The organism is uncultured Pelagimonas sp., assembly GCF_947498515.1.
In the GTDB taxonomy this organism is placed as follows: domain Bacteria; phylum Pseudomonadota; class Alphaproteobacteria; order Rhodobacterales; family Rhodobacteraceae; genus Pelagimonas.
This window is the reverse complement of sequence record NZ_CANMKO010000021.1, coordinates 1-23,986: the sequence shown is the minus strand read 5'-3', so window position 1 is coordinate 23,986 and position 23,986 is coordinate 1. Positions and strand designations below refer to the sequence as shown.

At 55.7% G+C, this 23,986-nt stretch carries 24 protein-coding genes and 1 tRNA gene; 11 read left to right on the top strand and 14 right to left on the bottom strand.

Translation table 11 applies throughout. From position 1 onward, the window contains the following. The 5 genes from Q1A43_RS22190 to Q1A43_RS22170 all read right to left on the bottom strand — a co-directional run. Window positions 1–1,200 (bottom strand): tetratricopeptide repeat protein (locus Q1A43_RS22190; protein ID WP_299939022.1); only part of this gene is annotated, 1,200 nt, incomplete at its 3' end. A 26-nt stretch (window positions 1,201–1,226) separates the two neighbouring features. Beyond that, complete coding sequence (locus tag Q1A43_RS22185; protein WP_299939020.1) at window positions 1,227–1,643, bottom strand: hypothetical protein; 417 nt, start codon at window positions 1,641–1,643, stop codon at window positions 1,227–1,229. A gap of 60 nt (window positions 1,644–1,703) precedes the next feature. Further along, complete coding sequence (locus tag Q1A43_RS22180; protein WP_299939017.1) at window positions 1,704–2,561, bottom strand: hypothetical protein; 858 nt, start codon at window positions 2,559–2,561, stop codon at window positions 1,704–1,706. Between the two features lie 602 nt (window positions 2,562–3,163). Then, window positions 3,164–3,239: transfer RNA gene (locus Q1A43_RS22175), tRNA-Thr, on the bottom strand. A gap of 47 nt (window positions 3,240–3,286) precedes the next feature. After that, the gene (locus Q1A43_RS22170) at window positions 3,287–4,939 is read right to left on the bottom strand and encodes an iron ABC transporter permease (RefSeq protein ID WP_299939015.1); all 1,653 of its coding nucleotides are present in this window, start codon (window positions 4,937–4,939) and stop codon (window positions 3,287–3,289) included. A gap of 132 nt (window positions 4,940–5,071) precedes the next feature. Between Q1A43_RS22170 and Q1A43_RS22165 the strand changes: the two genes are divergently transcribed. Beyond that, entirely contained in the window at window positions 5,072–5,953 is an 882-nt protein-coding gene (locus Q1A43_RS22165; RefSeq protein WP_299939014.1) for a hypothetical protein, read from the top strand. A gap of 74 nt (window positions 5,954–6,027) precedes the next feature. Here the strand turns inward: Q1A43_RS22165 and Q1A43_RS22160 are convergent, their stop codons facing one another. Continuing rightward, window positions 6,028–6,285 (bottom strand): DUF2312 domain-containing protein, encoded by a 258-nt coding sequence (locus Q1A43_RS22160; protein WP_299930265.1) that lies wholly within the window; start codon window positions 6,283–6,285, stop codon window positions 6,028–6,030. A 182-nt stretch (window positions 6,286–6,467) separates the two neighbouring features. Here Q1A43_RS22160 and Q1A43_RS22155 point away from each other — a divergent pair, with 182 nt between their 5' ends. Next, window positions 6,468–6,683, top strand: coding sequence for a hypothetical protein (locus Q1A43_RS22155; protein WP_299930268.1), 216 nt, complete (start codon window positions 6,468–6,470; stop codon window positions 6,681–6,683). Window positions 6,684–6,971: 288 nt separating this feature from the next. Here Q1A43_RS22155 and Q1A43_RS22150 read toward each other — a convergent pair whose 3' ends face one another. The 3 genes from Q1A43_RS22150 to Q1A43_RS22140 all read right to left on the bottom strand — a co-directional run bounded on the left by Q1A43_RS22150 (window position 6,972) and on the right by Q1A43_RS22140 (window position 9,705). Further along, window positions 6,972–8,951, bottom strand: coding sequence for an enoyl-CoA hydratase-related protein (locus Q1A43_RS22150; protein WP_299939012.1), 1,980 nt, complete (start codon window positions 8,949–8,951; stop codon window positions 6,972–6,974). A gap of 182 nt (window positions 8,952–9,133) precedes the next feature. Beyond that, on the bottom strand, window positions 9,134–9,346 hold the full coding sequence (locus tag Q1A43_RS22145; protein ID WP_299930273.1) for a hypothetical protein: 213 nt from the start codon (window positions 9,344–9,346) through the stop codon (window positions 9,134–9,136). A 41-nt stretch (window positions 9,347–9,387) separates the two neighbouring features. After that, window positions 9,388–9,705 carry a TraR/DksA family transcriptional regulator gene (locus tag Q1A43_RS22140; protein ID WP_299930276.1) on the bottom strand — a complete coding sequence of 106 codons (318 nt, stop codon included), beginning with the start codon at window positions 9,703–9,705 and terminating at the stop codon, window positions 9,388–9,390. A 153-nt stretch (window positions 9,706–9,858) separates the two neighbouring features. Here Q1A43_RS22140 and Q1A43_RS22135 point away from each other — a divergent pair, with 153 nt between their 5' ends. The 4 genes from Q1A43_RS22135 (at window position 9,859) to Q1A43_RS22120 (ending at window position 12,098) form a co-directional block, all read left to right on the top strand. Beyond that, window positions 9,859–10,722: an MBL fold metallo-hydrolase gene (locus Q1A43_RS22135; RefSeq protein WP_299939010.1), complete on the top strand. Its 864-nt coding sequence runs from the start codon at window positions 9,859–9,861 to the stop codon at window positions 10,720–10,722. A gap of 81 nt (window positions 10,723–10,803) precedes the next feature. Continuing rightward, the gene (locus Q1A43_RS22130; protein WP_299939008.1) at window positions 10,804–11,229 is read left to right on the top strand and encodes a YeeE/YedE thiosulfate transporter family protein; all 426 of its coding nucleotides are present in this window, start codon (window positions 10,804–10,806) and stop codon (window positions 11,227–11,229) included. Next, window positions 11,226–11,663 (top strand): DUF6691 family protein, encoded by a 438-nt coding sequence (locus tag Q1A43_RS22125; RefSeq protein WP_299939024.1) that lies wholly within the window; start codon window positions 11,226–11,228, stop codon window positions 11,661–11,663. The genes Q1A43_RS22130 and Q1A43_RS22125 overlap by 4 nt, the downstream gene beginning before the upstream one ends. A 9-nt stretch (window positions 11,664–11,672) precedes the next feature. Beyond that, window positions 11,673–12,098 (top strand): TIGR01244 family sulfur transferase, encoded by a 426-nt coding sequence (locus Q1A43_RS22120; RefSeq protein ID WP_299930288.1) that lies wholly within the window; start codon window positions 11,673–11,675, stop codon window positions 12,096–12,098. A 26-nt stretch (window positions 12,099–12,124) separates the two neighbouring features. On the opposite strand, the gene Q1A43_RS22115 is transcribed toward Q1A43_RS22120, so the two are convergent. The 5 genes from Q1A43_RS22115 to Q1A43_RS22095 form a co-directional block, all read right to left on the bottom strand. After that, window positions 12,125–13,357, bottom strand: coding sequence for a FliM/FliN family flagellar motor C-terminal domain-containing protein (locus Q1A43_RS22115; protein ID WP_299930290.1), 1,233 nt, complete (start codon window positions 13,355–13,357; stop codon window positions 12,125–12,127). A gap of 92 nt (window positions 13,358–13,449) precedes the next feature. After that, window positions 13,450–16,128, bottom strand: a complete 2,679-nt coding sequence (locus tag Q1A43_RS22110; RefSeq protein WP_299930293.1) for an ATP-binding protein — start codon at window positions 16,126–16,128, stop codon at window positions 13,450–13,452. Next, complete coding sequence (locus tag Q1A43_RS22105; RefSeq protein WP_299930296.1) at window positions 16,125–16,442, bottom strand: hypothetical protein; 318 nt, start codon at window positions 16,440–16,442, stop codon at window positions 16,125–16,127. The genes Q1A43_RS22110 and Q1A43_RS22105 overlap by 4 nt, the downstream gene beginning before the upstream one ends. Then, window positions 16,439–16,807 (bottom strand): response regulator, encoded by a 369-nt coding sequence (locus Q1A43_RS22100; RefSeq protein ID WP_299930299.1) that lies wholly within the window; start codon window positions 16,805–16,807, stop codon window positions 16,439–16,441. The genes Q1A43_RS22105 and Q1A43_RS22100 overlap by 4 nt, the downstream gene beginning before the upstream one ends. A 186-nt stretch (window positions 16,808–16,993) precedes the next feature. After that, window positions 16,994–18,298: a helix-turn-helix domain-containing protein gene (locus Q1A43_RS22095; protein WP_299939006.1), complete on the bottom strand. Its 1,305-nt coding sequence runs from the start codon at window positions 18,296–18,298 to the stop codon at window positions 16,994–16,996. 230 nt (window positions 18,299–18,528) lie between these two features. On the opposite strand from Q1A43_RS22095, the gene Q1A43_RS22090 reads away from it, so the two are divergent. From Q1A43_RS22090 to Q1A43_RS22070, 5 genes are all read left to right on the top strand, one after another. Continuing rightward, window positions 18,529–19,875 carry a substrate-binding protein gene (locus tag Q1A43_RS22090; RefSeq protein WP_299930307.1) on the top strand — a complete coding sequence of 449 codons (1,347 nt, stop codon included), beginning with the start codon at window positions 18,529–18,531 and terminating at the stop codon, window positions 19,873–19,875. A gap of 129 nt (window positions 19,876–20,004) precedes the next feature. Further along, a complete protein-coding gene (locus tag Q1A43_RS22085) occupies window positions 20,005–21,012 on the top strand; it encodes a branched-chain amino acid ABC transporter permease (protein ID WP_299930310.1) in 1,008 nt (335 codons plus the stop codon). A 6-nt stretch (window positions 21,013–21,018) separates the two neighbouring features. Continuing rightward, on the top strand, window positions 21,019–22,221 hold the full coding sequence (locus Q1A43_RS22080; RefSeq protein ID WP_299930313.1) for a branched-chain amino acid ABC transporter permease: 1,203 nt from the start codon (window positions 21,019–21,021) through the stop codon (window positions 22,219–22,221). A gap of 12 nt (window positions 22,222–22,233) precedes the next feature. Continuing rightward, window positions 22,234–22,995: an ABC transporter ATP-binding protein gene (locus tag Q1A43_RS22075; protein WP_299930316.1), complete on the top strand. Its 762-nt coding sequence runs from the start codon at window positions 22,234–22,236 to the stop codon at window positions 22,993–22,995. A 47-nt stretch (window positions 22,996–23,042) separates the two neighbouring features. Continuing rightward, the gene (locus Q1A43_RS22070) at window positions 23,043–23,798 is read left to right on the top strand and encodes an ABC transporter ATP-binding protein (RefSeq protein WP_299930319.1); all 756 of its coding nucleotides are present in this window, start codon (window positions 23,043–23,045) and stop codon (window positions 23,796–23,798) included. Window positions 23,799–23,986: the final 188 nt, after the last annotated feature.

Below are 23,986 nucleotides of genomic sequence, written 5' to 3'. Positions count from 1 at the left end.
CGCCGCGTCATAGGCGGCCAAGGCCTCGCTGAACTGTCCGAGATCGCGCAGCACCTCCGCCCGCCCGTTTCGGGCAACGGCGTTTTCTGGGAACCGATCGATCGCCGCGTCATAGGCGGCCAAGGCCTCGCTGAACTGTCCGAGATCGCGCAGCACCTCCGCCCGCCCGTTTCGGGCAACGGCGTCTTCCGGGAACCGATCGATCGCCGCGTCATAGGCGGCCAAGGCCTCGCTGAACCGTCCGAGATCGCGCAGCACCTCCGCCTGCCCGGTTCGGGCAAAGGCGTCTTCCGGGAACCGATCGATCGCCGCGTCATAGGCGGCCAAGGCCTCGCTGAACTGTCCGAGATCGCGCAGCACCTCCGCCCGCCCGTTTCGGGCAACGGCGTTTTCTGGGAACCGATCGATCGCCGCGTCATAGGCGGCCAAAGCCTCGCTGAACTGTCCGAGATTGCGCAGCACCTCCGCCCGCCCGTTTCGGGCAACGGCGTTTTCCGGGAACCGATCGATCGCCGCGTCATAGGCGGCCAAAGCCTCGCTGAACTGCCCGAGATCGCAAAGGACTTCTGCACGCAGGCTCATTGCAGGAGCATCAACAGCATTTGAATAAAATATTAATTCAAGAAGTCTAACTGCAAATTCGAATTCTCTCGCTTTCCGGGCACGATCCGCAACTGAGCTAATTGTCTTGACTAGGTGTTCGATTTGACTTCCGTTTGATTGCCGACGGATGAGATCTATTAGAGCATTCTCAACCTGCACAATTCGCCCTGCACCGAGCCTGTCCGATATCCAATCTATTTCTTTCTGGATGCTTTCTAGTTCAATAGACGTGAACGACGCTAAACGTGACCTTCGCTCTCGGATTTTCTCTATTGCGCCTTCAAATTCGACAAGAATCGGATCCTCGTCGTACTCAGATGCTACTTCTTCAATAGAATCGTCAATTCCATTAGTCGCCACTTCGAACTGTCGACGACCTTGAGACTCAAGATTGCGCAGAATAGACGCCAGTATTTGACCTGAAGGATCGACGTGTTCGAAATCGCCGAATTCCTGCTTTCTAAAGATGAGTGCAGACACCGGCGTAGTTGGAGAAACGTTTTGATGCATTATGATCGAACCAATTATGCCAGACCGGACAATGGTATCGACCGCGGTTGCACCCACCACGCCCGCGCCTTTGGCTTCAAAGGTCACGATTTTGATCTCATCGACGATTCGATCTACGTCGCCATTGGCCAGTAAAGACTCTTAGCATGTTCCGCGGAGAACTCCTCCGCAAAATGTAGTCCCCCACCGGGATCCCATTCTTGTGAATTGACCGGCACAAGAAAGCTCTGGCGCACCCGTCGCTCGAGGTCACGGTCCGACGATAACAGACGGTCCGCAGTCCGAATGGATCGAGCTCTGATTTTTTTGGGGAATTCCGGATCCATGCCGACCAAAAGTCCATCAAGCGCCGAGAAAAAGTCGCACTCCTTCTTCAGAATTTGACGAATATGGGAAATTTCGATTGGGGCACCTTGGTCATTTGCCGGTGCCAACGACATCGAACTACCAAAGAAAATCTGAAGTTCGTTTTTGAGAGGGTCGCGAATCTCGGATTCCGGGCCGTCGATAATCTTGAATACATCATCCACTCGGAAAACCGCCTGGCCAAGTGAGCCTGAGAGATATGCATTTGTTGCTAGCATTTCGTTTCAAGTGAAGAAGGCAATTCCGCGCGTGGCGCACGTAGCCTCGACTAGTTCCAGTCTCTGTTGATTTACTCCGTTCGTTGGCGGATTTTGCACCGTAACGCTTTGCAGGTCTAGTGCATCGATACCCTTGTCTTCATACACCGCGACCTCAACAAAATCGTCCGTCTCACGACCCGTTCCGTTCCCGAGGACCATGCCCGCGATCGACGTTGTGCTCGTTCCTGGGGTAAGCCTCGCTTCCAATTTCGCTGTCACAACTTTCTTTCGATCACCCCAAACTCCGGCATACCCCTTGGGAGGCGGGGTATTTTGGTCACCGAGCGAATGCCTATTATAGAAGTCAAACGAGTTTTCTTCGTGGACGGAAATTCGCCGTTCTAGGTATTGTTCTGTGACCTTCCAGCTCAACGCCAGATCGCCATAGTTGACTAGACCGCGACCATTAGTGGACAGCGCGGCGTAGTGTATCTTCATGAAGAAACCAGGATACAGCTTTGCTTCCGCCAACGTGCGGGCGGACTCATTGATCTTTGCGGCCAAATTTCGCTCACCGCGATCTACTCGGCTGTGGTAATTTTTGTATTTTGCGCCACGCGTGATGTCGTCGGCTGCTTCGATCGACATGCAAATCACAGGTGTTGCGTTTGTCACCAGGAGCGCAAGTTCGTCAATCAGCGCATCTACGCCGCGAGAACATGCACTAGAGATTGCCTTGGAGTATCGCGTTTCCAGTTCAGCTTGCTGCTCCGCAGCATCACGTCGATTTGGAAAACCGATAAAACGCCCGCATCGACAGTTCGCAACCGAATAGTCGTTTTCGTGTCCGCACTCAGGGCAAATGACAAATTCCGAACTCATTCAATGATACCATGGCCGGGGCAATAGGCCGAATCCTACAGAACCAAACTTGGCAGATACATGTAAGGATAGCAATACCACCTCTGACTGCGCGGTCGACAGGCTGTCTGTTAAGTGATGGTCAATTTCCCGATTTGAAACGACACTTCTGCCAATCTCAAATAAGGCTACATCGTGCGCCGTGTGGCTTTGGCGAACTAGCCAAGTAAGCTGTGCGAAGACAAAAGCCGTCGTTCGCTGTACCATAACGTATGAGCCGGTTGGGCTCGGAGTGGGGATGGGGGGCGAAACTGGAGCTCAGAGCGGCCTAATTGAGCGTCGGCTTTTACCCGCCCGACCTTGTTTTCTCGCACATGCGGAGAAAGTCGTCTCCCCGCCCTTCTATGTCAATTTGAGACGTGACTGAAACGGATCAGTTCGTGGCGTTTGGTTCATTTTTGATCTCAGCGTCGAGCAAGGGTGATTCTGCAAAAATCTGAAACTGTTGCGGCATCTCAACCCGTGGAGCTTCCGAAAATCGGCCTCCGATAAGCTTCCGGATTTTTTTGACTCCCAACGGCGCGCAAGACGGGTCATCTAACTGTTTGATTTTATTTGAAAAATGGTGCCCCCACACGGACTCGAACCGCGGACCTACTGATTACAAATCAGTTGCTCTACCAGCTGAGCTATAGGGGCACCGTTCGGGTGGAATAGAAAAACTCGGCGGGGTTTGCAAGCCTAAATTATCGGTTTGCGCGTGCTAAAAGTCCAACAGCTGCAAGACCGGTTAAAATAACCAAAATTGCCGCCGGGGCAGCGTCGCCCAGAGCCTCCAAAGAGGCCTGTTCGTGGACCCTGGTTGCCAAGGTATCATAGTTAAATGGGCGCAAAAGCAAGGTTGCTGGCAATTCCTTGACGCAATCCACGAAAACCAGAAGCAAAGCAGAGGCCACAGAGGCGCGCATAAGCGGGTAATAGACTGCGCCAAGCACCTGCCCTTGATTACGGCCCAAAGACCGCGCCGCCAAAGCAAGATTCGGCGACACACGGCCCATTGCCGCATCTGCCGCGCCTTGGGCAATGGCAAAGAATCGCACGCAATACGAGAGAATCAGTGCAAAGGCCGACCCGGTCATCACAAGCCCGATGTCGACATCGGTTAGGCCAAAGATTGCGTCCGCCACCCTGTTATCCAAAAACGCCAGCGGGATCAAAATACCGACACCTAGCACTGCGCCGGGGGCTGCGTAGCCGATGGTTGTGATCGGCAACAGGAGCCGGGGCAATTTGCGCCCGGTTAGGCGCACCCCGTAGACAAGAAATACCCCGGCCGCCACCGTCACAACCGCGGCAATGCCGCCGACGGTCAACGTATTCAAACCGGCCTCCCAAAGCGCTGGGTCGCGCCAATTGTCGGCGTTATCCAAAGCGTGGCTTAGGATGACTCCGGCAGGCAACAAGAACCCCATGAAAAACGGGACAAAACAGGCCAGCAACATCAGCCAACCAACGCGACGGTTCAACGCTTTGCGCGCGACAGGGCGGTGACGTGTCGACAGGTTGAAATAGCGCATGCGGCGGCGGGAGATTTTTTCCAAAGCCACCAACATGATCACCAGTATCAACACGACCGACGCGATTTGCGCTGCGCCACCGGCATTGTTAGCCTCAAGCCAGACGGTGAAAATACCCGTGGTTAGGGTTTGCACAGCAAAATAGTCGACCGTGCCGAAATCATTGACGCTTTCCATCATCACAATGGCGACGCCTGCCGCGATTGCCGGACGTGCCAAAGGAAGGCCAACACGCCAAAACCGCCCCCAAGCCCCTGCCCCCAGTGACTGGGCGACTTCTTCGGAGGCCGAGCTTTGTTCGCGAAACGCCGCGCGCGCCAGAAGGTAGACATAGGGGTACATGGCCGCCGCGAGCACAAGGATCGCAGCCCCCATGCTGCGAATTTCGGGGAACCAATAATCGCGTGAGGTTTTCCAACCAAACACATCGCGCAACGCAGTTTGCACCGGTCCAGCATATTCCAGAAAATCCACCAAGGCGTAGGCCCCGACATAGGCCGGAATAGCCAATGGCAATAGCAAGAGCCACTCCATCCAGCGCCGTCCCGGAAATTCGTAGCGAGAAATCAGCCAAGCCGCGCCCGTCCCAACCATGGCCGCCAATGCGCCAACACCCACCATCAAGATCGCTGTGTTGCGTAAATAACGTGGCAAAGTGGTCGAAATCAGATGCGGCCAGATGTTTTCCTTTGGAAACAGGGCTAGACCCAAAACTGCCAAAATCGGCGCGATGACGATCGCAGCAATAACAATTGCCCCAACCGACCACTTGCTAGGAAGGCGCAATCTGGCCCGCATCGGGGCTGTTTGGGTCACAGTCATGGGGCGCACCTTTCTTGAGGGGCTGTTAACCTCCGGGCGATCCAGCTTATAGTGCAGTCACGAGCCAACAAAAAGCCCTGACGCGCAACAGCTGACAAAGTTCAGCCCCAATTAGATATCAGACACAACCACATGCAGGTTATTTTACACGCAGGCGTCCATTGCACGGACGAAGATCGCATTCTCAAGTGCCTTTTGCGCAATGCAGATAGTTGGCGTCACGAAGGTGTTGCGATCCCCGGCCCCTCCAAGTACCGCAAATTCCTGCTCGAAGCGCTTAATACGATGGGCAAAGGTGGCATCAATCCGGACACCCGCGAAATTATTCTGGATGCCATCATGGAGGCGGATCAGGCCGAGGTTGATCGTCTCATCCTCAGCCATCACAGCTTCTTTTCGGTTCCGAAATTGATGTTTGAGGGCGGGCGCACCTATCGCAAGGCCGAGGGGCGTTTGCAGACCCTGCAAAACATCTTTGCCGTGGATGAGGTTGAGCTGCACTTGGGTCTGCGTGATCCGGCCACCTTTTTGCCAGCCGCTTTCGCCGCTACCCCTCACACTAATTTTCAGGACTTTCTGCAAGGCGTGGACCCGATGCAATTTCGGTGGTCCGATCTGATCCGGCGCTTGCGTGATCAGGTGCCCGGAATGCCGATCACCCTATGGTGCAACGAGGACACGCCGTTAATTTGGGGCCAGATCATCCGCGAAATGGCCGGAATCGAATTGACCCGCAAAATAACCGGTGCCTTTGACCTCTTTAGCCAAATCATCAGCCCCGAAGGCATGAAACGCTTTCGCGGCTTTCTCAAAGAAAACCACAACATCAACGAAATGCAAAAGCGTCGGGTCATGGCGGCGTTTTTGGACAAATACGCGCTTGAGGATGAGATCGAAGAAGAACTCGACCTGCCCGGATGGGACGCGACCTATGTTGATATGCTGACCGAGCTTTACGAAGATGACCTATATACGATCAGCCGTATTCCCGGTGTGACCGTCATTGCGCCTTAGACGAAAAAAAAACGGCCCAACCTAATGGCGGGCCGCATTTTTCGGCACAATTCTAGCACCTTAGGCTAAATGGCTTAGGCCATGCCCAGCGCAGATTTGTACATTTCCAAAACTGCTTCTTCTTCGGCGATGTCGTCGGCGTCCCGCTTGCGCAGCGCCACAACCTTGCGGATCACTTTGGTGTCATAACCGCGCCCTTTGGCTTCGGCCATCACCTCTTTGATCTGCTCGGCAACTTCTTTTTTCTCTTCTTCCAGACGCTCCAAACGCTCGATGAACTGCTTAAGCTCACCTGCGGCGACGCCGTAACTGTCAGATCCTGAATCCTGCATCTTGCACTCCTGCCAAATGGCCCAGTTTTCGTTTTGCCGCGGCCGGCACCGCGGAACCGGTGCCATGAACCCGCCGGTCTGCCCTTTGCTACAAGCGCAGAGGGCCATCATCAAGGGGTTGCACCAAACCAAAGCCTCCTTTACCGCCTGCCAGAACGATTTTACGCGCAAGGGAGTGGAAAATGGACTGGCTTATCTGGGGTGGCGCTGTGGTCTCCTTTATCGGGCTGTTCGGTCTGGTCTGGTGCATCGCCAAGGTCTGGCGTGCGCGTTCCCAAAACCTGACCGACGACGAGTTGCGCGATGTGGTGCGTAAAATGGTGCCGCTGAATATGGGGGCCTTGTTGCTCTCCGTGCTCGGCCTTATGGCCGTCATCCTTGGCATTTTTCTGGGCTAAGCACCAAAATTAATCGACCGTTGCCCCAAGAGCGAACGCAAAACTAACGCGTCCTTCATGTCTTGGCCTGATCCTGTCCGTGGTTAACCACTGAAAACCGGATCACGTCCCGTGCAGGGGCCCGTGATACGCGCGTGTGGCGGGGCGACGCCCTGCATCAAGGCCGGGGCAAAGGCACGCCCCGGATTACGATCCGTTCCGGCGGCCGCCGCATTTCAGACCAGAGCAGAAAACAGACCAATCCCGCCCAACATCCCTCGTTGGGCGGAGCATTGGCATGTCCGCCATTTACATATTGTCAAAGGTCCTGCCGTTTTTAATAAGCTCTTGCCAAATCGGCGTCGGTGTCCAAAACGCGACGTCCGGATGCCCAGCGCGTTCCATGGTTTTGAAAACCTTAAAAAGACCGATCTGACTGACGGTTTTCATCACCCCACCATGTGCCTTTGGGAAATCGAGTGCGAGCACGGAAACCAGATCAAGATCAGCGGCGTTTTGCACCATGCCGGACCCAAGCATACGCGTGCCCTCATTGGCCAAAGCCCCCATGATCAACGCGCAAATCACCTCGTCACTCATATCCTTTGGCGGGCGTGATCCGTTGATGAGACGTGGCACCGCATCACTGGGTTTTGCGCCATCCGGCCCCCAATCATAGAACCCGGCCCCGCTGACCCAGCCATTGCGCCCAACTTCGGACAGTATCGCCGACCAGTTTTGCGCCCCATCACCACGCTCGGCCTCGGCCAGCGCCTCAAGGCCCAAAGTATCGCGGCTTTGAAAGGGTGGCTTGGTCCAGCCCCACTCGACCAAGGCCGCATCTACCACATAGGGATTGGCACCGAGATCGATCAACCCATCCGCCGCCCGTTGTAAAGCGGCCGACATCCGGCCCGCGGCGCTATCGCCGGTCGATTTCACCACAACTGGGACTTTACCCAATCGTTCGGCCAAGGCACGCGCAGCCGCGATCTGATGTTCTTTGCACTCAGGGCCCTGAACGATTTCAACCAGTTTGGTCGCAAATACCGGAGGAGCAAAGCGCAGGCCCAGCTCATCGACCTTTGCCGCCATGGCCACCGCCCGAACAAGATGACGCGGAGCCGGGACATCGCCCTGCCCGCGCGCGGCGTGCAAAATCATATCCGTGCCATCAATCATCTCAGCACTCGCGCCGGTTTTTAACCGCGCCATGCGTTGATCTTTGCCCTCGACGCTTAGCCCGCCACTTTCGACGCCCTTGTGAAACACCTCTTCAATCTGGCTGCGCCCCTCGTCCAAACGTGCCGCATCCCGCGCGCCCCAATGCACCCCCATTCCCGCATTCAGCGCCGAAACGGTGATCTGCATGGCCAAGGGTCCGGCCCCCAAAACAGCGATTGTCTCAATCTTGGGTTGCTCTTTCTTGGCCGCTGCGGCGGAGCGCCGGGCGCGATGTTCGGCTAGAAAACTGTGACGCAAGGCTTTGGCCGCGTCCGAGGCCAGACTGGTATCATGGGCGTCTTCTTCCATATTCAGCCCAATTTCAAAGGGCAACATGGGGGCTGCTTCGACCAGCTCAATGATCCTCTCCGCGGCCTCGTCTGCGGATTTAAGGGCCTTGCGGCGCTCTTTGATCGCATCTTGATAAGCCGCCATGTCATCAAAACCGTCACGACGGTCAGACAAACGTGTTGGTTCGTGTCCGTCGCGGCGCAACTTTAGACAGTATTGCAGGGCCGCTTGCCGCAAGTCCCCCTCACAGACGCCGTCCACCATCCCCTGCCCCGGCGCACGGTCCACGGTTAGAACCGCGCAATCCAAAAGCATGCTTAACGCCGTTTTGGCCCCGACAAGGCGCGGCAGTCTTTGCGTCGCCCCGGCCCCCGGTACAAGACCAAGTTTTAGTTCTGGTAGGCTAAGCCGCGTTCCCCGCAAGGCAAGTCGGTAATGCGCGGCTAGGGCGAGCTCACATCCACCGCCAAAAACGGTGCCATGAAGCGCTGCGACAATGGGCTTGCTCATCTCCTCCATATGGCGGCACAAATCGCGCAAATGCGGTGAGGTAAGCTCACTCGGGCTGTCAAACTCGCCCAACTCCCCTCCGGCTGGAAAGGTTGCGCCGGTGCCCATCACCACAATTTCGTTTACGGAACTGTCTTGATCTGCCCTGTCCAACGCCGCCCAAAGATCCACTCTCACCGGTTGTGAAAGCGCATTCACCGGAGGATGTGTCACGCTTAGAAATGCAACACCGTCAACGACGTCATAGCCGATGTAATCTGCCATTTTTCGTTCTTTCTGCCCATATGCCGCCGCCCCGCCAATGGCAGGGCTAGCGTTTTGCGCGTTTTTACGCTGCTTTTGACAGAATTAGACGCGAAACCGCTGCGCCATGCAAGTTATCCACAAGCGCGTCGCCAAACCGGTTTCAAAGCGTGACCAAAGAGACTCGGGTCACGCTAAATGGGCTAGACCGGCATGTTGTCAAACATGTCCTCAACCGCCTCATCAACACGCGAGGCGAGCTGTGCCCGCGCCCATCCGGGGATTGCCACGTCCTCGGCTTCAAGGCCCAGAACCACCTGTTCAAGATGGTCCAACACCTCTTCGCGTTGTTCGTCATTCGCGACTTCAAGTTCCTGATGGAGTTCCTCAAGCCGGGTTTTCAGGTCTTCAATCATGGCAGTCCCCTCCTCTGGGTGCCTGTGGCGACTAGGTCAAATTATCCTGCCGCACATTTCACGCAATTGGGCGTATCTGGAATAACCTCAAGCCGTTGCTCCGAAATTTCGTCTCCGCATTTCGCACAATAACCGTATTCACCACTCGCCAAACGGGCGAGTGCACTCTTGATCCGCGCAATCTCAGCTTGCCCACTTTGACCGAGTCGCTCAAGAACTTCTTCGTCCTCGCGCTCTACGGCGGCTTCTTCCCAATCTTTTGAATGCGGTGCCTCCAAGGCGTCCTCGATCTCATCCAGACGCACCCCGAGTTCACGCAACCGGTTCAAAAGAGTCAGTTTATACTTGTGATGTGACATGGAATTGATCCCTTTGCACTGCGCCCCATAAACTGACAGAAAGGAGACAATCGGGCCTTGATGCAGGTCAATCTGATCCGCACTCTTGCAATATATTCTATTTTGCGTATATGTTTTTCCAAGACAACGTCCCAACCCCACGGAGGGCTTATCATGACACCCGAAGTCACCGGATTTTTTGACGACGCCACAAATACGATTTCCTATGTGGTCCGCGACCCAAATGGCATGACCTGTGCGATCATCGATAGCGTGCTGGATTTTGACTATTCATCTGGCCGCACCGACACGCGATCTGCGGACGCGGTCATCGCTTTTGTCAAAGACAAAGGTTACGAGGTCGCTTGGCTTCTGGAAAGCCATGTCCATGCTGACCATCTTAGCGCCGCCCCCTACATCCAAGAGCAACTGGGTGGGAAAATCGGCATTGGGGATCGCATCACCGTGGTGCAAGATACCTTTGGCAAAGTGTTCAACGAAGGCACCGAGTTTCAGCGCGACGGGTCGCAGTTTGATCAACTGTTCCGCGAAGGTGACAGCTTGATGATCGGCCAAATGCGCGCCGATGTGCTTCATACGCCCGGCCACACACCCGCCTGCCTGACTTACGTGATCGGCGATGCGGCCTTTGTGGGTGACACATTGTTTATGCCCGATTTTGGCACCGCGCGCTGTGACTTCCCCGGTGGATCATCTGAGGTTCTGTTTGAATCTGTTCAGAAAATCCTCTCATTGCCCGATGAAACGCGCATTTTTGTCGGCCATGACTACAAGGCACCGGGCCGTGATCATTATGCTTGGGAAAGCACCGTTGGTGAACAAAAGGCCGCCAATGTGCATGTCGGCGACGGCAAGTCCAAAGAAGACTTTATCGAGATGCGCGACACGCGAGATGCCTCTTTGGCGATGCCAAAGCTGATCATTCCATCGTTGCAGGTGAACATGCGTGCTGGGCAAATGCCCGAGGCCGACGAAGAAGGTGATGTCTTTCTCAAGGTGCCGGTCAACAAGCTTTAAGATCAACACGCCTTTACCGCGACCAAACAAAAATGGCCTCGCCGCGAACCGGGGCCAAAGGACGAACAAGGAAACGCTAAAATGCACATAGATTGGATTTGGGGGCTGATTGGCGGCTTGCTGATTGGCACCGGCGGTGCTGTTTACCTACTTGGGAACGGCCGCATCATGGGGGCCTCAGGGATCATCGGCGGGCTGATTGATGGGTCGGGCCTTGATACCAAATGGGAACGGCTGATCTTTCTGGCCGGTGTCATTTTGATGCCGATCCTGTTGATGCCCTATTATGGTCAGGTCGACACGCATATCACCAACAATTACTGGGTTCTTGCAGCGGCTGGCCTATTGGTTGGTATCGGCACACGTTTGGCCAATGGTTGTACGTCCGGACACGGTGTTTGCGGCATGTCGCGTCTGTCGATCCGCGGCTTTGTGGCCACCTGCTGCTACATTCTTGCTGGCGGTGTTGGTGTCATTATCTTCCGTCACCTTCTGGGAGTGATCTGATGTATCTGGTTTACGCATTCATCTCAGGCGGCCTGTTCGGTGCTGGCCTGTTCATCTCCGGCATGACCGATACGGCCAAGGTCCAGGGCTGGCTAGACGTGTTTGGCAACTGGGACCCGACTTTGGCTTTTGTCATGGGCGGGGCCATGATCCCGATGGCAATCGCCTGGTTGATACGCCAACGGCGCACGACGTCTTTGGTCGGAACCCCACTGCCCCCCGCCCCATCGACCAAGATTGACGGGCGTCTGATCCTAGGATCAGTTATGTTTGGCATGGGCTGGGGATTAGCGGGCCTTTGCCCCGGACCGGCGATCGCATCACTTAGCTATGGTGGTCCAAGCCTGTATATTTTCGTGGCTGCCATGTTGGTCGGTATGGCCGTGACCCCATTCTTGCGGGCGCGGCTGGACAGACCTGTCCCAGCGGAGTAATTCAACATCATGGATATGCGCCAAATTACCCCGACCTATCACGTGTCCCCGCAGATTTCACCGGAGGATGCGCAAGCCATCAAGGATGCGGGCTTTGTCCGCGTCATTTGCAACCGCCCAGACGCGGAAAACCCGCCCGCCTTGCAAGCCGAAGCTGTTGGCACCGCGATGCGTGCAGCGGGGTTGGAGTTCGAGGTTTTGCCGCTCACGCATCAAACCATGACCCCCGCAAATGTCGCACGTCAGGATGAGCTGGCGCAAACGGCCGACGGCCCAGTTCTGGCCTATTGTGCGTCTGGCACGCGGAGCACGGTGATTTGGGCTCTGTCACAAGCCGGACATCAAAGCACGGATGCGATTTTGGACGCGGCGGCAAAGGGTGGCTATGACTTGGCCGGACTACGCCCAACTTTGGACGCCATCGCTCAAGGCTAAATCTAAAAAGCTAAGCCTAAATGGGCTTAGCTTTCTTCAATCTCGAACGGTTCCGACGCAAAGTCGAAATCACCAAGGTCAGCCATAGCGGCATCGGCACTTTCGGCTTCCAGATCCATATCAAATGCGGCCGCATCTGCACCAAAATCAAGATCAGGTAGATCAGACATTTGATCTTCGGTGCTCATATCACTGCCCAAATCACCCAATCCGATATCCGGGAGATCGCCACCAAAGCCGCCGTTTTCGATTTCTAACGCCGGCAGGTCGCTGGACATGTCAATCTCGGGCAAGCTTGGAGCGTCCTGATCGACATCAGTCGCAAATCCATCCATCACCTCACCGCCAGCCGCCGCAGGTTCCGGCTGACCAATCGGGGCCGCTGGAGCTTCGGGCCATGTTAGACGAACTGCACGCAGGTTGTTCAACTGACCCAACCTGCCCTTGGCAACCACCTGATTGCGGCCCGCGATCAGTTCAACCCGATCCAAAACATCGGTTGGGAGATGCAGCAAGTCCCCGGATTTTAGGGCTTCGACCTCACTGAGTGTCATGGTGACACGCGACAATACAGCGTCCAATCGCGCCGGGATTCTGCCCATTTTGTCTTCATGTGGTCCCGGAGCATCGGGATCGGCCCCTTCTGCGTTTTCCAATTGCTCACTGGTGCGTTCCGGCAGGATGATGGACAAGGCCCCCTTGCGTCGGCCAAGCGCCAGATCAACCTCGGCCCGGAACGTCCTATAGCTGGAGGCATCTAACAATAGGCTTGCAGCGCGGGCATCTTCGATCATCGCACCAAATTTGAAGCCTTCAAGCTGAGGGCTAAGCGGATGATGGTCGAGATTTTGAACCAACCTCTCCAATGTGCCATCCAATAGCGGGGACATCATGGCGGCATCGGTCGGAGTCAAAACCCTGTCCTCGTCCACCGGCATTTGCGTGACCTGCATAATGGTTTGGACTTCGATGATCGCAGTCATCACTTCGCGCTCAATAGACGCAAGCCCCAGAGCCCCATCTGGCCCATCCAATAAAATCAACAAATCCTGTTGACCAAGACCGTCAATAACACCGTCCTGATCATGCATCTCTACTGAGACGCCTTGCGTTACCAAAGCAAGGTCCCACAATACATCCGCTGTCCGGGATAAGGCCCGGCGCAGCGCTTTGGACGGGGACATACCCCGTGCCTCAAACGCACGTTGCGCCGCTTGTGCCTTCTGGCCCAGAACGTCCTGTCGTGCCCCATCTGCCATCGTGAGAATGCACCCGTCGTAAACCGTTTCTAAGATGGTTATGAACGGATTTGGTTACCAAGCACTTTACCGCGCCAACAAAATGTTAGGAATTATTGCGCCGCCAAGGCCCGATCGAGCGGCAAAACAACCCGAAAGGCCGCTCCACCCTCGCCGGGTAAATAAGAAATAGCCCCGCCAAGCCGTGTCACAATCTGACGTGAAATCGCCAAGCCAAGCCCGGCCCCACCGGCCTTTTGGTCACTGACACGGGCAAACTTTTCGAAAATCACATCCTGTGCTTCTGTTGCGACGCCGGACCCGTTGTCGATGAAATCAACACTCAGGGTTTCGCCTTTGGTCACGCGAATTTCCAAAACACGCTGCGGCGCATCACAGTATTTGCGCGCATTTGAGATCAGATTGATAAAGACTTGGCTGAGCCGCTCCGTATCTGTGTTCAACCAGACCTGTTCTTTGCTGGCATCCCGTATGATTTCCAACCCACGTTTGTCATCATACGCCAAAGCCGCGGCCTCGGCGCGGTCAAGAACATCGCACAAAAGGCCGTCGCCCAAGTTCAGGCTTACCTGACCATTTTCCAGCACCGACAGGTCCAGCAAGTCATCCAATAGGCGGGTCAGTCGAATAGCTTCGTCATGGATAATCGAGGCGTATTTGCTTTGCTCTTCGGGGGTGATGCCATCGCCATCGCGCAAAATTTCCGAAAAGGCCCGGATCGAGGTCATGGGAGTGCGCAATTCATGACTAATCTGACTCAAAAACGCGTCTTTTTGTACAGATAGCCTTGTCAGCTTGTCGTTCGCGGCGCGAAGTTGCGCCGCTGTGCGGGACAACTCTTGCGACTGGGCCTCAAGCGTCGCCGAATACTCCATCATCTGCGCGGTTTCATCCGCCACAGCCATCAGGTCTTCGACCGACACGCTCATCCCGCCAACGATCTGACCGACCATCGCATGGGCGGTTGCAGCCCCAACGGACCCTGCTAGTTCGCGTTCCAATATCTGCAAAAACTCTGGCGTTGGCGCGGGCAGATGGGTTTCAGACCCCTGTCGACGCGCTTCGCGTAAAAACAAGGCCTGAGCATCTGTTGCGCCCAAAATACGCTGAGCCATAACCATCAGGTCTTCGGCCTCGGCGGCCCCATGGCTCCAGCTTCTGGTGCCCCCCGTTCCCTGCTGAATATTGACGAACTGCGCACCTTGAAGGCGTTCAAGCGGTGACGGGAAGCTGGCCAAAGATGCAACAAAAAACGCAACGGTGTTAAGCGACAGGCTCCAGATTACCGCATGTAGCAAGGGGTCGATCCCCGAGATACCAAACAGGGCTTCGGGATGTAGCCAGCCAATACCAAAGGGGCCGTTTTCAAAAAAGCTCTTTGGAATGATGGCACCGGGGCCAAAGCTTGGCAGATATAATGTATAGAGCCAGACGACAAACCCGACGGTCAACCCGGCCAAGGCACCGATGCGAGTTGCCCCGCGCCAGAATATCCCACCAAGCATCGCCGGAAGCACCTGTGCAACACCTGTAAAGGCCACAAGCCCGATCACAGAAAGAGCCGCGCCACCACCCGATTGCGAGTAATAAAGGTAGCCGAGCGACAAAACGCCCGCGATGGACAAGCGCCGCGACAACAAAACAACGTGACGCACGTCGCCCGACACACTGACCATGTTTTCGTTCAACCGCAGCCAGATTGGCATCACAATATGGTTCGACACCATGGTCGACAGGGCAATTGCCGCCACGATCACCATAGAGGTCGCCGAACTAAAGCCCCCCAAGAAGCTCAGCAATGCCAGAGCGTTCTGGCCATATTCAAGCGGCACAGTCAGAACGAATAGGTCCGGGTTTGACCCGGCGGGCAAAACATCAAGGCCGACCACCGCAATCGGAACGATGAACAGGCTCATCAGCATCAAGTAAAGCGGGAACGCCCAAGCCGCCATGCGCAGCTGTTGATCATTGTCGTTTTCGACAACCATGACCTGAAACATACGTGGCAGGCACAAAAAGGCGGCGGCGGACAAGAACATCAAGCCAGCCCAGCGGCCCCCGTTGACCTCCCATTGCCCCAGTTCCGAGGCATCAATCCGCGCCAGCGTTTCGGAGACGCCGCCCGAAATCCCCCAGACCACAAAAATCCCAACCGCCATCAACGCGGCCAGTTTCACAATCGCTTCGACCGCGATCGCCATGACAACGCCGTGGTGGCGTTCATTGGCATCAAGGTTCCGGGTGCCGAAAATCACGGTGAACACCGCCAGCCCTACGGCAACCCAAAACGCGGTGCTTTGCTCTTCGACCCCACCGGGGGTGGCGTGGTGGAACACTTCGACAGAAAGGGTAACCGACTGCAACTGCAGCGCAATATAGGGCGTGGTGCCGATAACCGCCAAAAGCGTGACGCCGACACCCAATAGGTTGGATTTGCCATAACGCGACGAAATAAGGTCAGCAATTGAGGTGATCCGCTGAACGCGGCCAATCCGCACCAATTTGCGCAGCACCCACCACCACCCGATCAACACCAGTGACGGACCGAGATAGATCGTCAGGTACTCAAACCCGTTGCGTGCCGCCGAACCGACCGCGCCATAAAACGTCCATGCGGTGCAATAGATTGACAGTGACAGCGTGTAGATAATTGGCGCACGAAGCCATTTGGCGCGTCCCCGACGCGACGCACGCTCTGCAAAGAAGGCCACGCCAAACAGGAACAACACATAAAGGATCGAAATCGCCGCCAACGCATTGAGATTGGTCATGTCTCATCCTCGGGATGGGGCGGTTGAGCGCGCCTATTCATCGCATGGATGAGGACACCCGCGATTACCGGCAGGCCGAGCCAGACCGCAAAAACATAGATCAACCCTGTTGACGCTCTTGTCGAGGTTTCAGGCACCGCCCAAAGCAGAGGGAGGAGCCACAGCAAAATTCCCAAAACTGGTAAAGCCCGTGCCGCATCAACCAATCGGCGGCGACGATAGGTCTGACGTTCGACAAACAGCGGGATCTTGTCTGACCCGCCGGTTTTCTCTGTCAGATCCTCGGGGATATCGTTACCAGCCTGTTGGCTCATACCGGGGCAAGGGCCCGCACCGCTTCGAGCACTTCGGCGTTTGAAAACGGTTTGGTCATAAAGCGGCTGGCACCGGCCCGTTCGGCCATTTCACGATCTTTGCTTTGGCCGCGTGCCGTAAGCATCAGAACCGGCAGATTCTCGGTTGCCGCATCTCCGCGCAACTCGCGCAGAATGTCGTAGCCCGATCGCCCAGGCAACATCACATCCAGAATCAAAACATCAGGAGATTTGGCGCGCACCACATCTACGGCGTCCTCACCATTGGAATGCGTCGCGACATTCCACCCCTCGCGGGATAGGATGAACTTGATCGCCTCAATGATGTTCGGCTCGTCCTCGATCACAAGCACATGCCCGGCCATATGTCCCCCCCAATAGCCCTTCTGCGGCCCATTTTATGTTATTTGGGCGCAGGTTGTCTCCCCACTATGCCCATTAAATCCGCGCTGTCAAAAGCCTGTCATATAATAAGGTGTGACCAATTGTTCGGTTTTGGATAATCGAACATCGCCACGTGTCGCGCATAGATACAGTTTCTCGAATATGGTTCAACCAATGGGTGCTAAAATCGACGGTTCGCGGCGTCCGATACAGTTGGGTTTCGCGCAGACCCGACAGCTCACCCCAACTTCGTCCGGCTGGGTGATAGCATCGATATCTCGGGGCATGGGGCGCACCAACATATGCGCCTCAAAAATCGGATCACTGTTAACAGCGACCCCACCAACCGGCATCGCCAACGCATCAACCCAAACACCATCCCCCGCACGACCTTGCTGAACGACGGGCAGTGACAAGATCACCATCGGCCGGTTCAAGGCGCGATATAACGGCCAAAGCGGACAGGCCGCCCCAAAGCGCGGCATTGGAAAATCCGGCAAGGGTTTGCGATAGCTTAGCACTCCGGACGCATCGCAGATGGCCAAACCTACCGGATCAGGCAAGACATCTGGTGGCATCGCAGCAAGCCGACGCATAACCTGCGCGGGCCCCGCTCCGGTTGTTTGCGACAAGGCCGCCGGGTCCGGACCAAATTCAGCAATCAAGGGCACCAAGGCACTCATTGGCAACGCCAGCGCATCACGTGCGTACCGGCTTAGCCAGTTTTGCAGCAACTCCTTTGCCGGGGCGGAAATGGATTGCCCCAAACGTTTCAAGGCTTCGGATTCCGGCTCACCACGTTCCAGCTCCGGCACATGGTGCCCAGCGGCCTCAAGCACCGCATCCACTTCTTCTTGTGGGGCACCGGTTTCGGTGGCGGTTTCGTCATCGGCCTCAAGATAAGTCACCAACCCGCGCGAAGTTTCAGCCAATCGCGCGCTGTCTTCATATATGTTGCGGTGAAATCGCGCTTGCCAATCGGGATCAATTTCGCCCGGCTCAGCCAAAATAGAGGCCGCCGAGCGGATCGCCGTTACCGTTGTCAACATTTCATGCAAAGACGCCGCCAGATGCGGGTCATGGGTCATACGATCGGTCAGCGTTTCAACATTGCGTTCCAGCGCGGTGATCCGTTGGCGACAAGTCGACAACAGCTCGGCCCAACCCGGAAACCGACCGGCGAACTCATCCACCCGGTCAAGCTCGGCACTCGCTTGCGGCATATCAGACGCGGCCTCCCGCAGGCTGGCAATAAGTGCCGCCCCTGCCCCTTCGGTGAGCAACGCCGGTTCCACGCTTAGAACTTCGGCGATATCAAGCAAAAGCTTGCCGCCGATTCTGCGTCGGTTGTGTTCAATGAGGTTGAGGTAAGAGGCCGAGATTCCGGCCCGTCGGGCCAGTTCTGCCTGCTTTATCCCCTGAGCCACCCGTCGTTCACGGATGCGGCTTCCGGTTAAGGTGTCCCTTGCCATCAGCTTTCCCCTGCGTTTCCCTAGTCTTTTCAGCGCCTTTCTGCGGCGCAACATAAAAATCTTTACAGAATACCTTAGTCTACTTTTCACTAATTGACAAAAAAACCGTTGCGACAAAACCCCTTGTTGCGCAATTTTCTTTTACAGCCGCATACTGGCTTTGCACAAACGTGCGCGCATTTACGGGAAGAGGAGCCCGTATTTGCAATTTCAAAAATGGGAGGATTTTCATGTCCAAGACCAACCTGACACGTCGTGGCGTGCTCAAGTCGGGTGCCGTTGCCGGTGCCGGCGTCGCTCTGCCGACGATCTTCACCGCCTCATCGGCGGCCGCCTACACCAACGAGCCCACAGGCGCATCGGTGACCCTGGGCTTCAACGTTCCACAGACCGGTCCTTATGCTGACGAGGGTGCTGACGAACTCCGCGCCTATGAGCTGGCGGTTGAGCACCTCAATGGTGGTGGCGACGGCGGCATGCTGAACACCTTTAGCTCCAAAGAGCTTAAAGGCGACGGCATCCTCGGCAAAAAGGTCGAGTTCGTCACAGGCGATACACAGACCAAATCAGACGCAGCTCGTGCATCGGCAAAATCGATGATCGAAAAAGACGGCGCAGTGATGATCACTGGCGGCTCTTCTTCGGGTGTTGCGATTGCTGTTCAGGGCCTGTGCCAAGAAGCTGGCGTCATCTTTATGGCTGGCCTGACACACTCGAACGACACAACCGGCAAAGACAAGAAAGCCAACGGCTTCCGTCACTTCTTTAACGGTTACATGTCCGGCGCGGCGCTGGCCCCTGTTCTCAAGGGCCTCTATGGCGACGACCGAAAAGCCTATCACCTGACTGCTGACTACACCTGGGGTTGGACTCAGCAGGAATCGATCGCAGCCGCGACCGAAGCTCTGGGTTGGGAAACCGTTAACAACGTTCTGACACCGCTGGCTTCGACGGACTTCTCGTCCTACATCGCTCCGGTTCTGAACTCGGGTGCGGACGTTCTCGTTCTGAACCACTACGGCGGCAACATGGTCAACTCGCTGACCAACGCTGTTCAGTTCGGCCTGCGCGAAGCACAAGCCAACGGCAAAAACTTCGAAATCGTTGTTCCGCTCTTCTCGCGCCTGATGGCTCGTGGTGCGGGTGAGAACATCAAGGGCATCCTTGGTTCGACAAACTGGCACTGGTCGCTACAGGATGAGGGTTCCAAAGCCTTCGTTAAGTCCTTCGGCACCAAATACGGCTTCCCGCCAAGCCAGGCTGCGCACACAACTTACTGTCAGACCCTGCTGTACGCAGACGCCTGTCAGCGTGCCGGCACCTTCAACCCATGTGGTGTTGCAGAAGCTCTGGAAGGCTTTGAGTTCGACGGTCTGGGCAACGGTAAGACACTGTACCGTGCCGAAGATCACCAGTGCTTCAAAGACGTTCTCGTTGTGAAGGGTAAAGAGAACCCAACATCCGAGTTCGACCTTCTTGAAGTTGTCGAAGTGACCCCGGCTGCTCAGGTAACTTACGATCCCGAGCACCCAATGTTCGCAGGCGGCCAGCTCGGCTCCTGTAACCCGGGCGCATAAACAGTTCGGCCCGGTCCCCAAACGCTGGGGCCGGGCCACTTTCTCTGTTTCTCGAAATCTTCGGAAATTCTTGGGTCTCTTCGATATCTATCGAAGGGGTTTCGGCACCTTTAACCCAATGGTGGGGTCATGGACGTATTCCTTACGCAAATCCTGAATGGGCTCGATAAGGGCTCAGCCTATGCGCTGATCGCGCTCGGGCTAACACTTATCTTCGGCACGCTCGGCGTGGTCAACTTTGCCCACGGGGCATTGTTTATGATCGGCGCTTTCTGCTCCGTTTTCCTGCAACGTCTGTTGAACCTGTCCTATGAGACAGTTGATCCAACCAAAACAGACTTCCTTGGCAATCCGGCGGTTATCAAAACCCCCTATGTCGAAAGCTGGTTTGGTCCGGAAATGGGGGCAGCCATCATTGATTGGTCGGTGCCCTTGGCGGTTCTCTTCGCCATTCCAATTATGATCGCCATTGGTTTCATCATGGAACGCGGATTGATCAAGCATTTCTACAAACGCGAACATGCGGACCAGATCCTTGTGACTTTTGGCCTCGCCATTGTTTTGCAAGAGGTGATCAAAGCCGTTTACGGTGCCAATCCGATCCAGACACCTGCGCCTGACGCGCTCAGCGGTGTTGCGGTTCTGGCCGAAGGTGTTGTCTATCCCGTCTGGCGGATCGTTTACTTCTTCTTCTCCGTTGTTGTCATCGGCGCTGTCTTTGCCTTCTTGCAGTTCACCACCTTTGGGATGGTTGTGCGTGCGGGCATGGCGGATCGCGAAACCGTTGGACTTTTGGGGATCGACATCGACAAACGCTTTACCCTGATGTTTGGCCTTGCTGCTGCGGTGGCTGGTCTTGCTGGTGTGATGTACGGACCGATCAACGCGCCCAACTATCATATGGGCATGGACTTCTTGGTCCTGAGCTTTGTTGTGGTGGTTGTCGGCGGCATGGGCTCCCTGCCCGGCGCTGTGGCCGCGGGCTTCTTGCTCGGAATTCTGGAAAGCTTTGCCTCGATGACTGCGGTGACTGACATCATCCCCGGCATCAACCAAATCATCATCTACCTTGTCGCCATTATCATCCTTCTGGTCCGCCCACGCGGTCTGATGGGTCGCAAAGGCGTGATGGAGTAAACGACCATGCTTGGACTTGGAAAAAAAGACGCATCCTTGCTGTTGGTGGTCGTCGCTCTGACGATGCTAGCACCATTCATCCTAAACCCGTTCCCGTCTGATAGCGGAATGGCACAATTCAACGCCGGTTACCCAGACCTGATGCAACGCTTTGTTATCTTTGGGATCTTTGCAATCGGCTTTAACATTCTGTTCGGTCTGACAGGCTACCTGTCCTTTGGCCACGCCGCGTTTCTGGGTGTGGGGTCCTACTCGGCCGTTTGGATGTTCAAACTGCTGAGCATGAACATCCTGCCGGCGATCATCCTGTCGGTGATCATTGCGGGCCTGTTCTCGCTGCTGATCGGTTGGGTCTCGCTACGTCGGACCGGGATCTACTTCTCGATCCTGACACTGGCCTTTGCCCAGATGTCATTCGCACTGGCCTATTCGGTTCTGACCCCGCTGACCAACGGTGAAACCGGTCTGCAGGTGACGCTCGATGACCCACGCATCCTTGGTGTATCGGCGACCGCCGATGGCTCGATCCCGGTGACCAACTTGTTTGGCCTGGAAATGCGTTCGGCCTATGACATGATTGTTGGCCCTTGGACCTTTACCTTCTCGGTTGGGTACTATGTCTGTGCCATCGTCATGATCGCGGCCTTCTATCTGTCGATCCGCATCTTCCGGTCGCCTTTCGGCATGATGCTTCGAGCGATTAAATCAAACCAGACACGGATGAACTATACCGGCCTGAACCCAAAGCCCTACACTCTGGCGGCCTTTGTGATCTCGGGTATGTATGCCGGTCTGGCCGGTGGTTTGATGGCCTCGATGGACCCACTTGCCGGCGCTGAGCGTATGCAGTGGACCGCATCGGGCGAAGTTGTTCTGATGACCATCCTCGGTGGTGTCGGCACCTTGATCGGCCCAATCTTGGGCGCAGGTATGATCAAGTACTTCGAGAACATCTTCTCCAAGATCAATGACGGCGTGTTGCACACGTGGTTTAGCTTCCTGCCTGATGGGATCGAAAACTTCATGGTTGCTGTCATCCACCCGTTTGTGGGCAAAGGCTGGCACCTGACACTGGGTCTGATCTTTATGCTTGTCGTGACCTTCTTGCCCGGCGGTCTCGTCGAAGGTGGTCAGCGTATCGCCAAGGCTTTGCGCAAGAAAGACAAAGACGACGATGGTAAATCACCCTCAACCGAGCCTGCGGAATAAGGAGAGAGACGGATGGGAATTCTTGAAGTCAAAGACGTAGGCAAACGGTTTGGTGGCCTCCAAGCGCTGGGGGATGTCAATCTCAGCGTCAAGGAGAACACCTGCCACGCCATCATCGGCCCCAACGGCGCGGGCAAGTCGACCTTGCTTAACTGCCTTGTTGGCAAGCTGATCCCAGACACCGGTTCTGTCATGTTTGACGGCAATTCGGTGCTGGGGCGTAGCCCGCATGAAATCAACCAGATGGGTATTTCCCGCGTTTTCCAAACCCCTGAGATCTTTGGTGATCTGACGGTGATGGAAAACATGATGATCCCGCTGTTTGCCAAACGTGACGGGGCCTATCGCCTGCACGCCATCGAAAGTGTTCAGGCCGAGAAAGGCCTGATCCAGCAAGCTGAAGAGATGCTTGCCGAGGTCAACATGCTCGACAAGCGCGAGATGCACTCGGCCTCGATGTCACGCGGTGACAAGCGGCGTTTGGAAATGGCCATGTGTCTGGTCCAGGATCCAAAGCTACTGCTGCTTGACGAACCAACAGCGGGTATGGCGCGGGCCGATACCAACAACACGATCGATCTTCTCAAAGAGATCAAGGAAAAGCGCGACATCACCATCGCGATTATCGAACACGACATGCATGTAGTGTTCTCCTTGGCGGATCGCATCACCGTGTTGGCCCAAGGCACACCACTGGTCGAGGATACGCCCGAAAACATTAAGGGCCATCCAAAAGTACAAGAAGCCTATCTGGGCGAGACCCAACAGGTCTGATCGGGCGGGCGGTGACCCCGCCCCCCTTTCTCAAAAGAGGATAAGACATGAACGTACGTCCGGATTTTTCCAAGAACGCCAACCAAGCCGAAACGGCCCCCGCGTTCCTTTCTGTCTGGGATATGCACTCTTACTACGGTGAGAGCTACATCGTCCAAGGCATCAACTTTAACGTCCACGAGGGCGAGATTCTCGCGCTTTTAGGCCGGAACGGTGCCGGTAAAACCACCACGCTGCGCTCGATCGCACGCATGGACGACCCGCAGGTCAACCACGGTGAGATTTGGCTGGATCACAAGCCGTTGCACCTGATGAAATCGCATGAAGCGGCGACAAATGGCCTTGGCCTTGTCCCCGAAGATCGCTGCATCATCCCCGGCCTGACAGTGGAAGAAAACCTCAAGCTGGCCCAGATCGCGCCGCCCATCGGCTGGTCGCTGGATCGTCTATATGATCTGTTCCCGCGCCTGCGCGAACGTCGCAACCAAGAGGGCGTGACCCTGTCGGGTGGTGAGCAACAGATGTTGTCGATCGCCCGTGCCTTGGCCCGCGACATCAAGGTTCTGTTGTTGGACGAACCTTACGAAGGTCTAGCCCCGGTTATCGTTGACGAAATCGAAAAGACCCTGCGCTTGATCAAAGAGCAAGGCATGACCACCATCATCGTGGAACAAAACGCTGTGCGCGCCCTGCAATTGGCTGACCGCGCGGTGATCCTCGACACTGGTTCGATTGTGTTTGACGGGTCCGCCGCCGAGGTTTTGGAAAACGAACAGCTGCGCGCCGAATACCTCGCAATCTAACTAATTTCATCAAGCCCCCGAATATGCAGGACCAAAGTGTCCTTGCATTCGGGGGCTTTTCTGTTTTCCCTGACGCAAAATTTCAGGAGGAGTCCTCATGTCCAAAACATTTCCACCATCGGCCGAGTTGGTAGCCGGCGCTCATGTTGACGCGGGTCGTTATGATGAGATGTATGCGCAATCGGTGA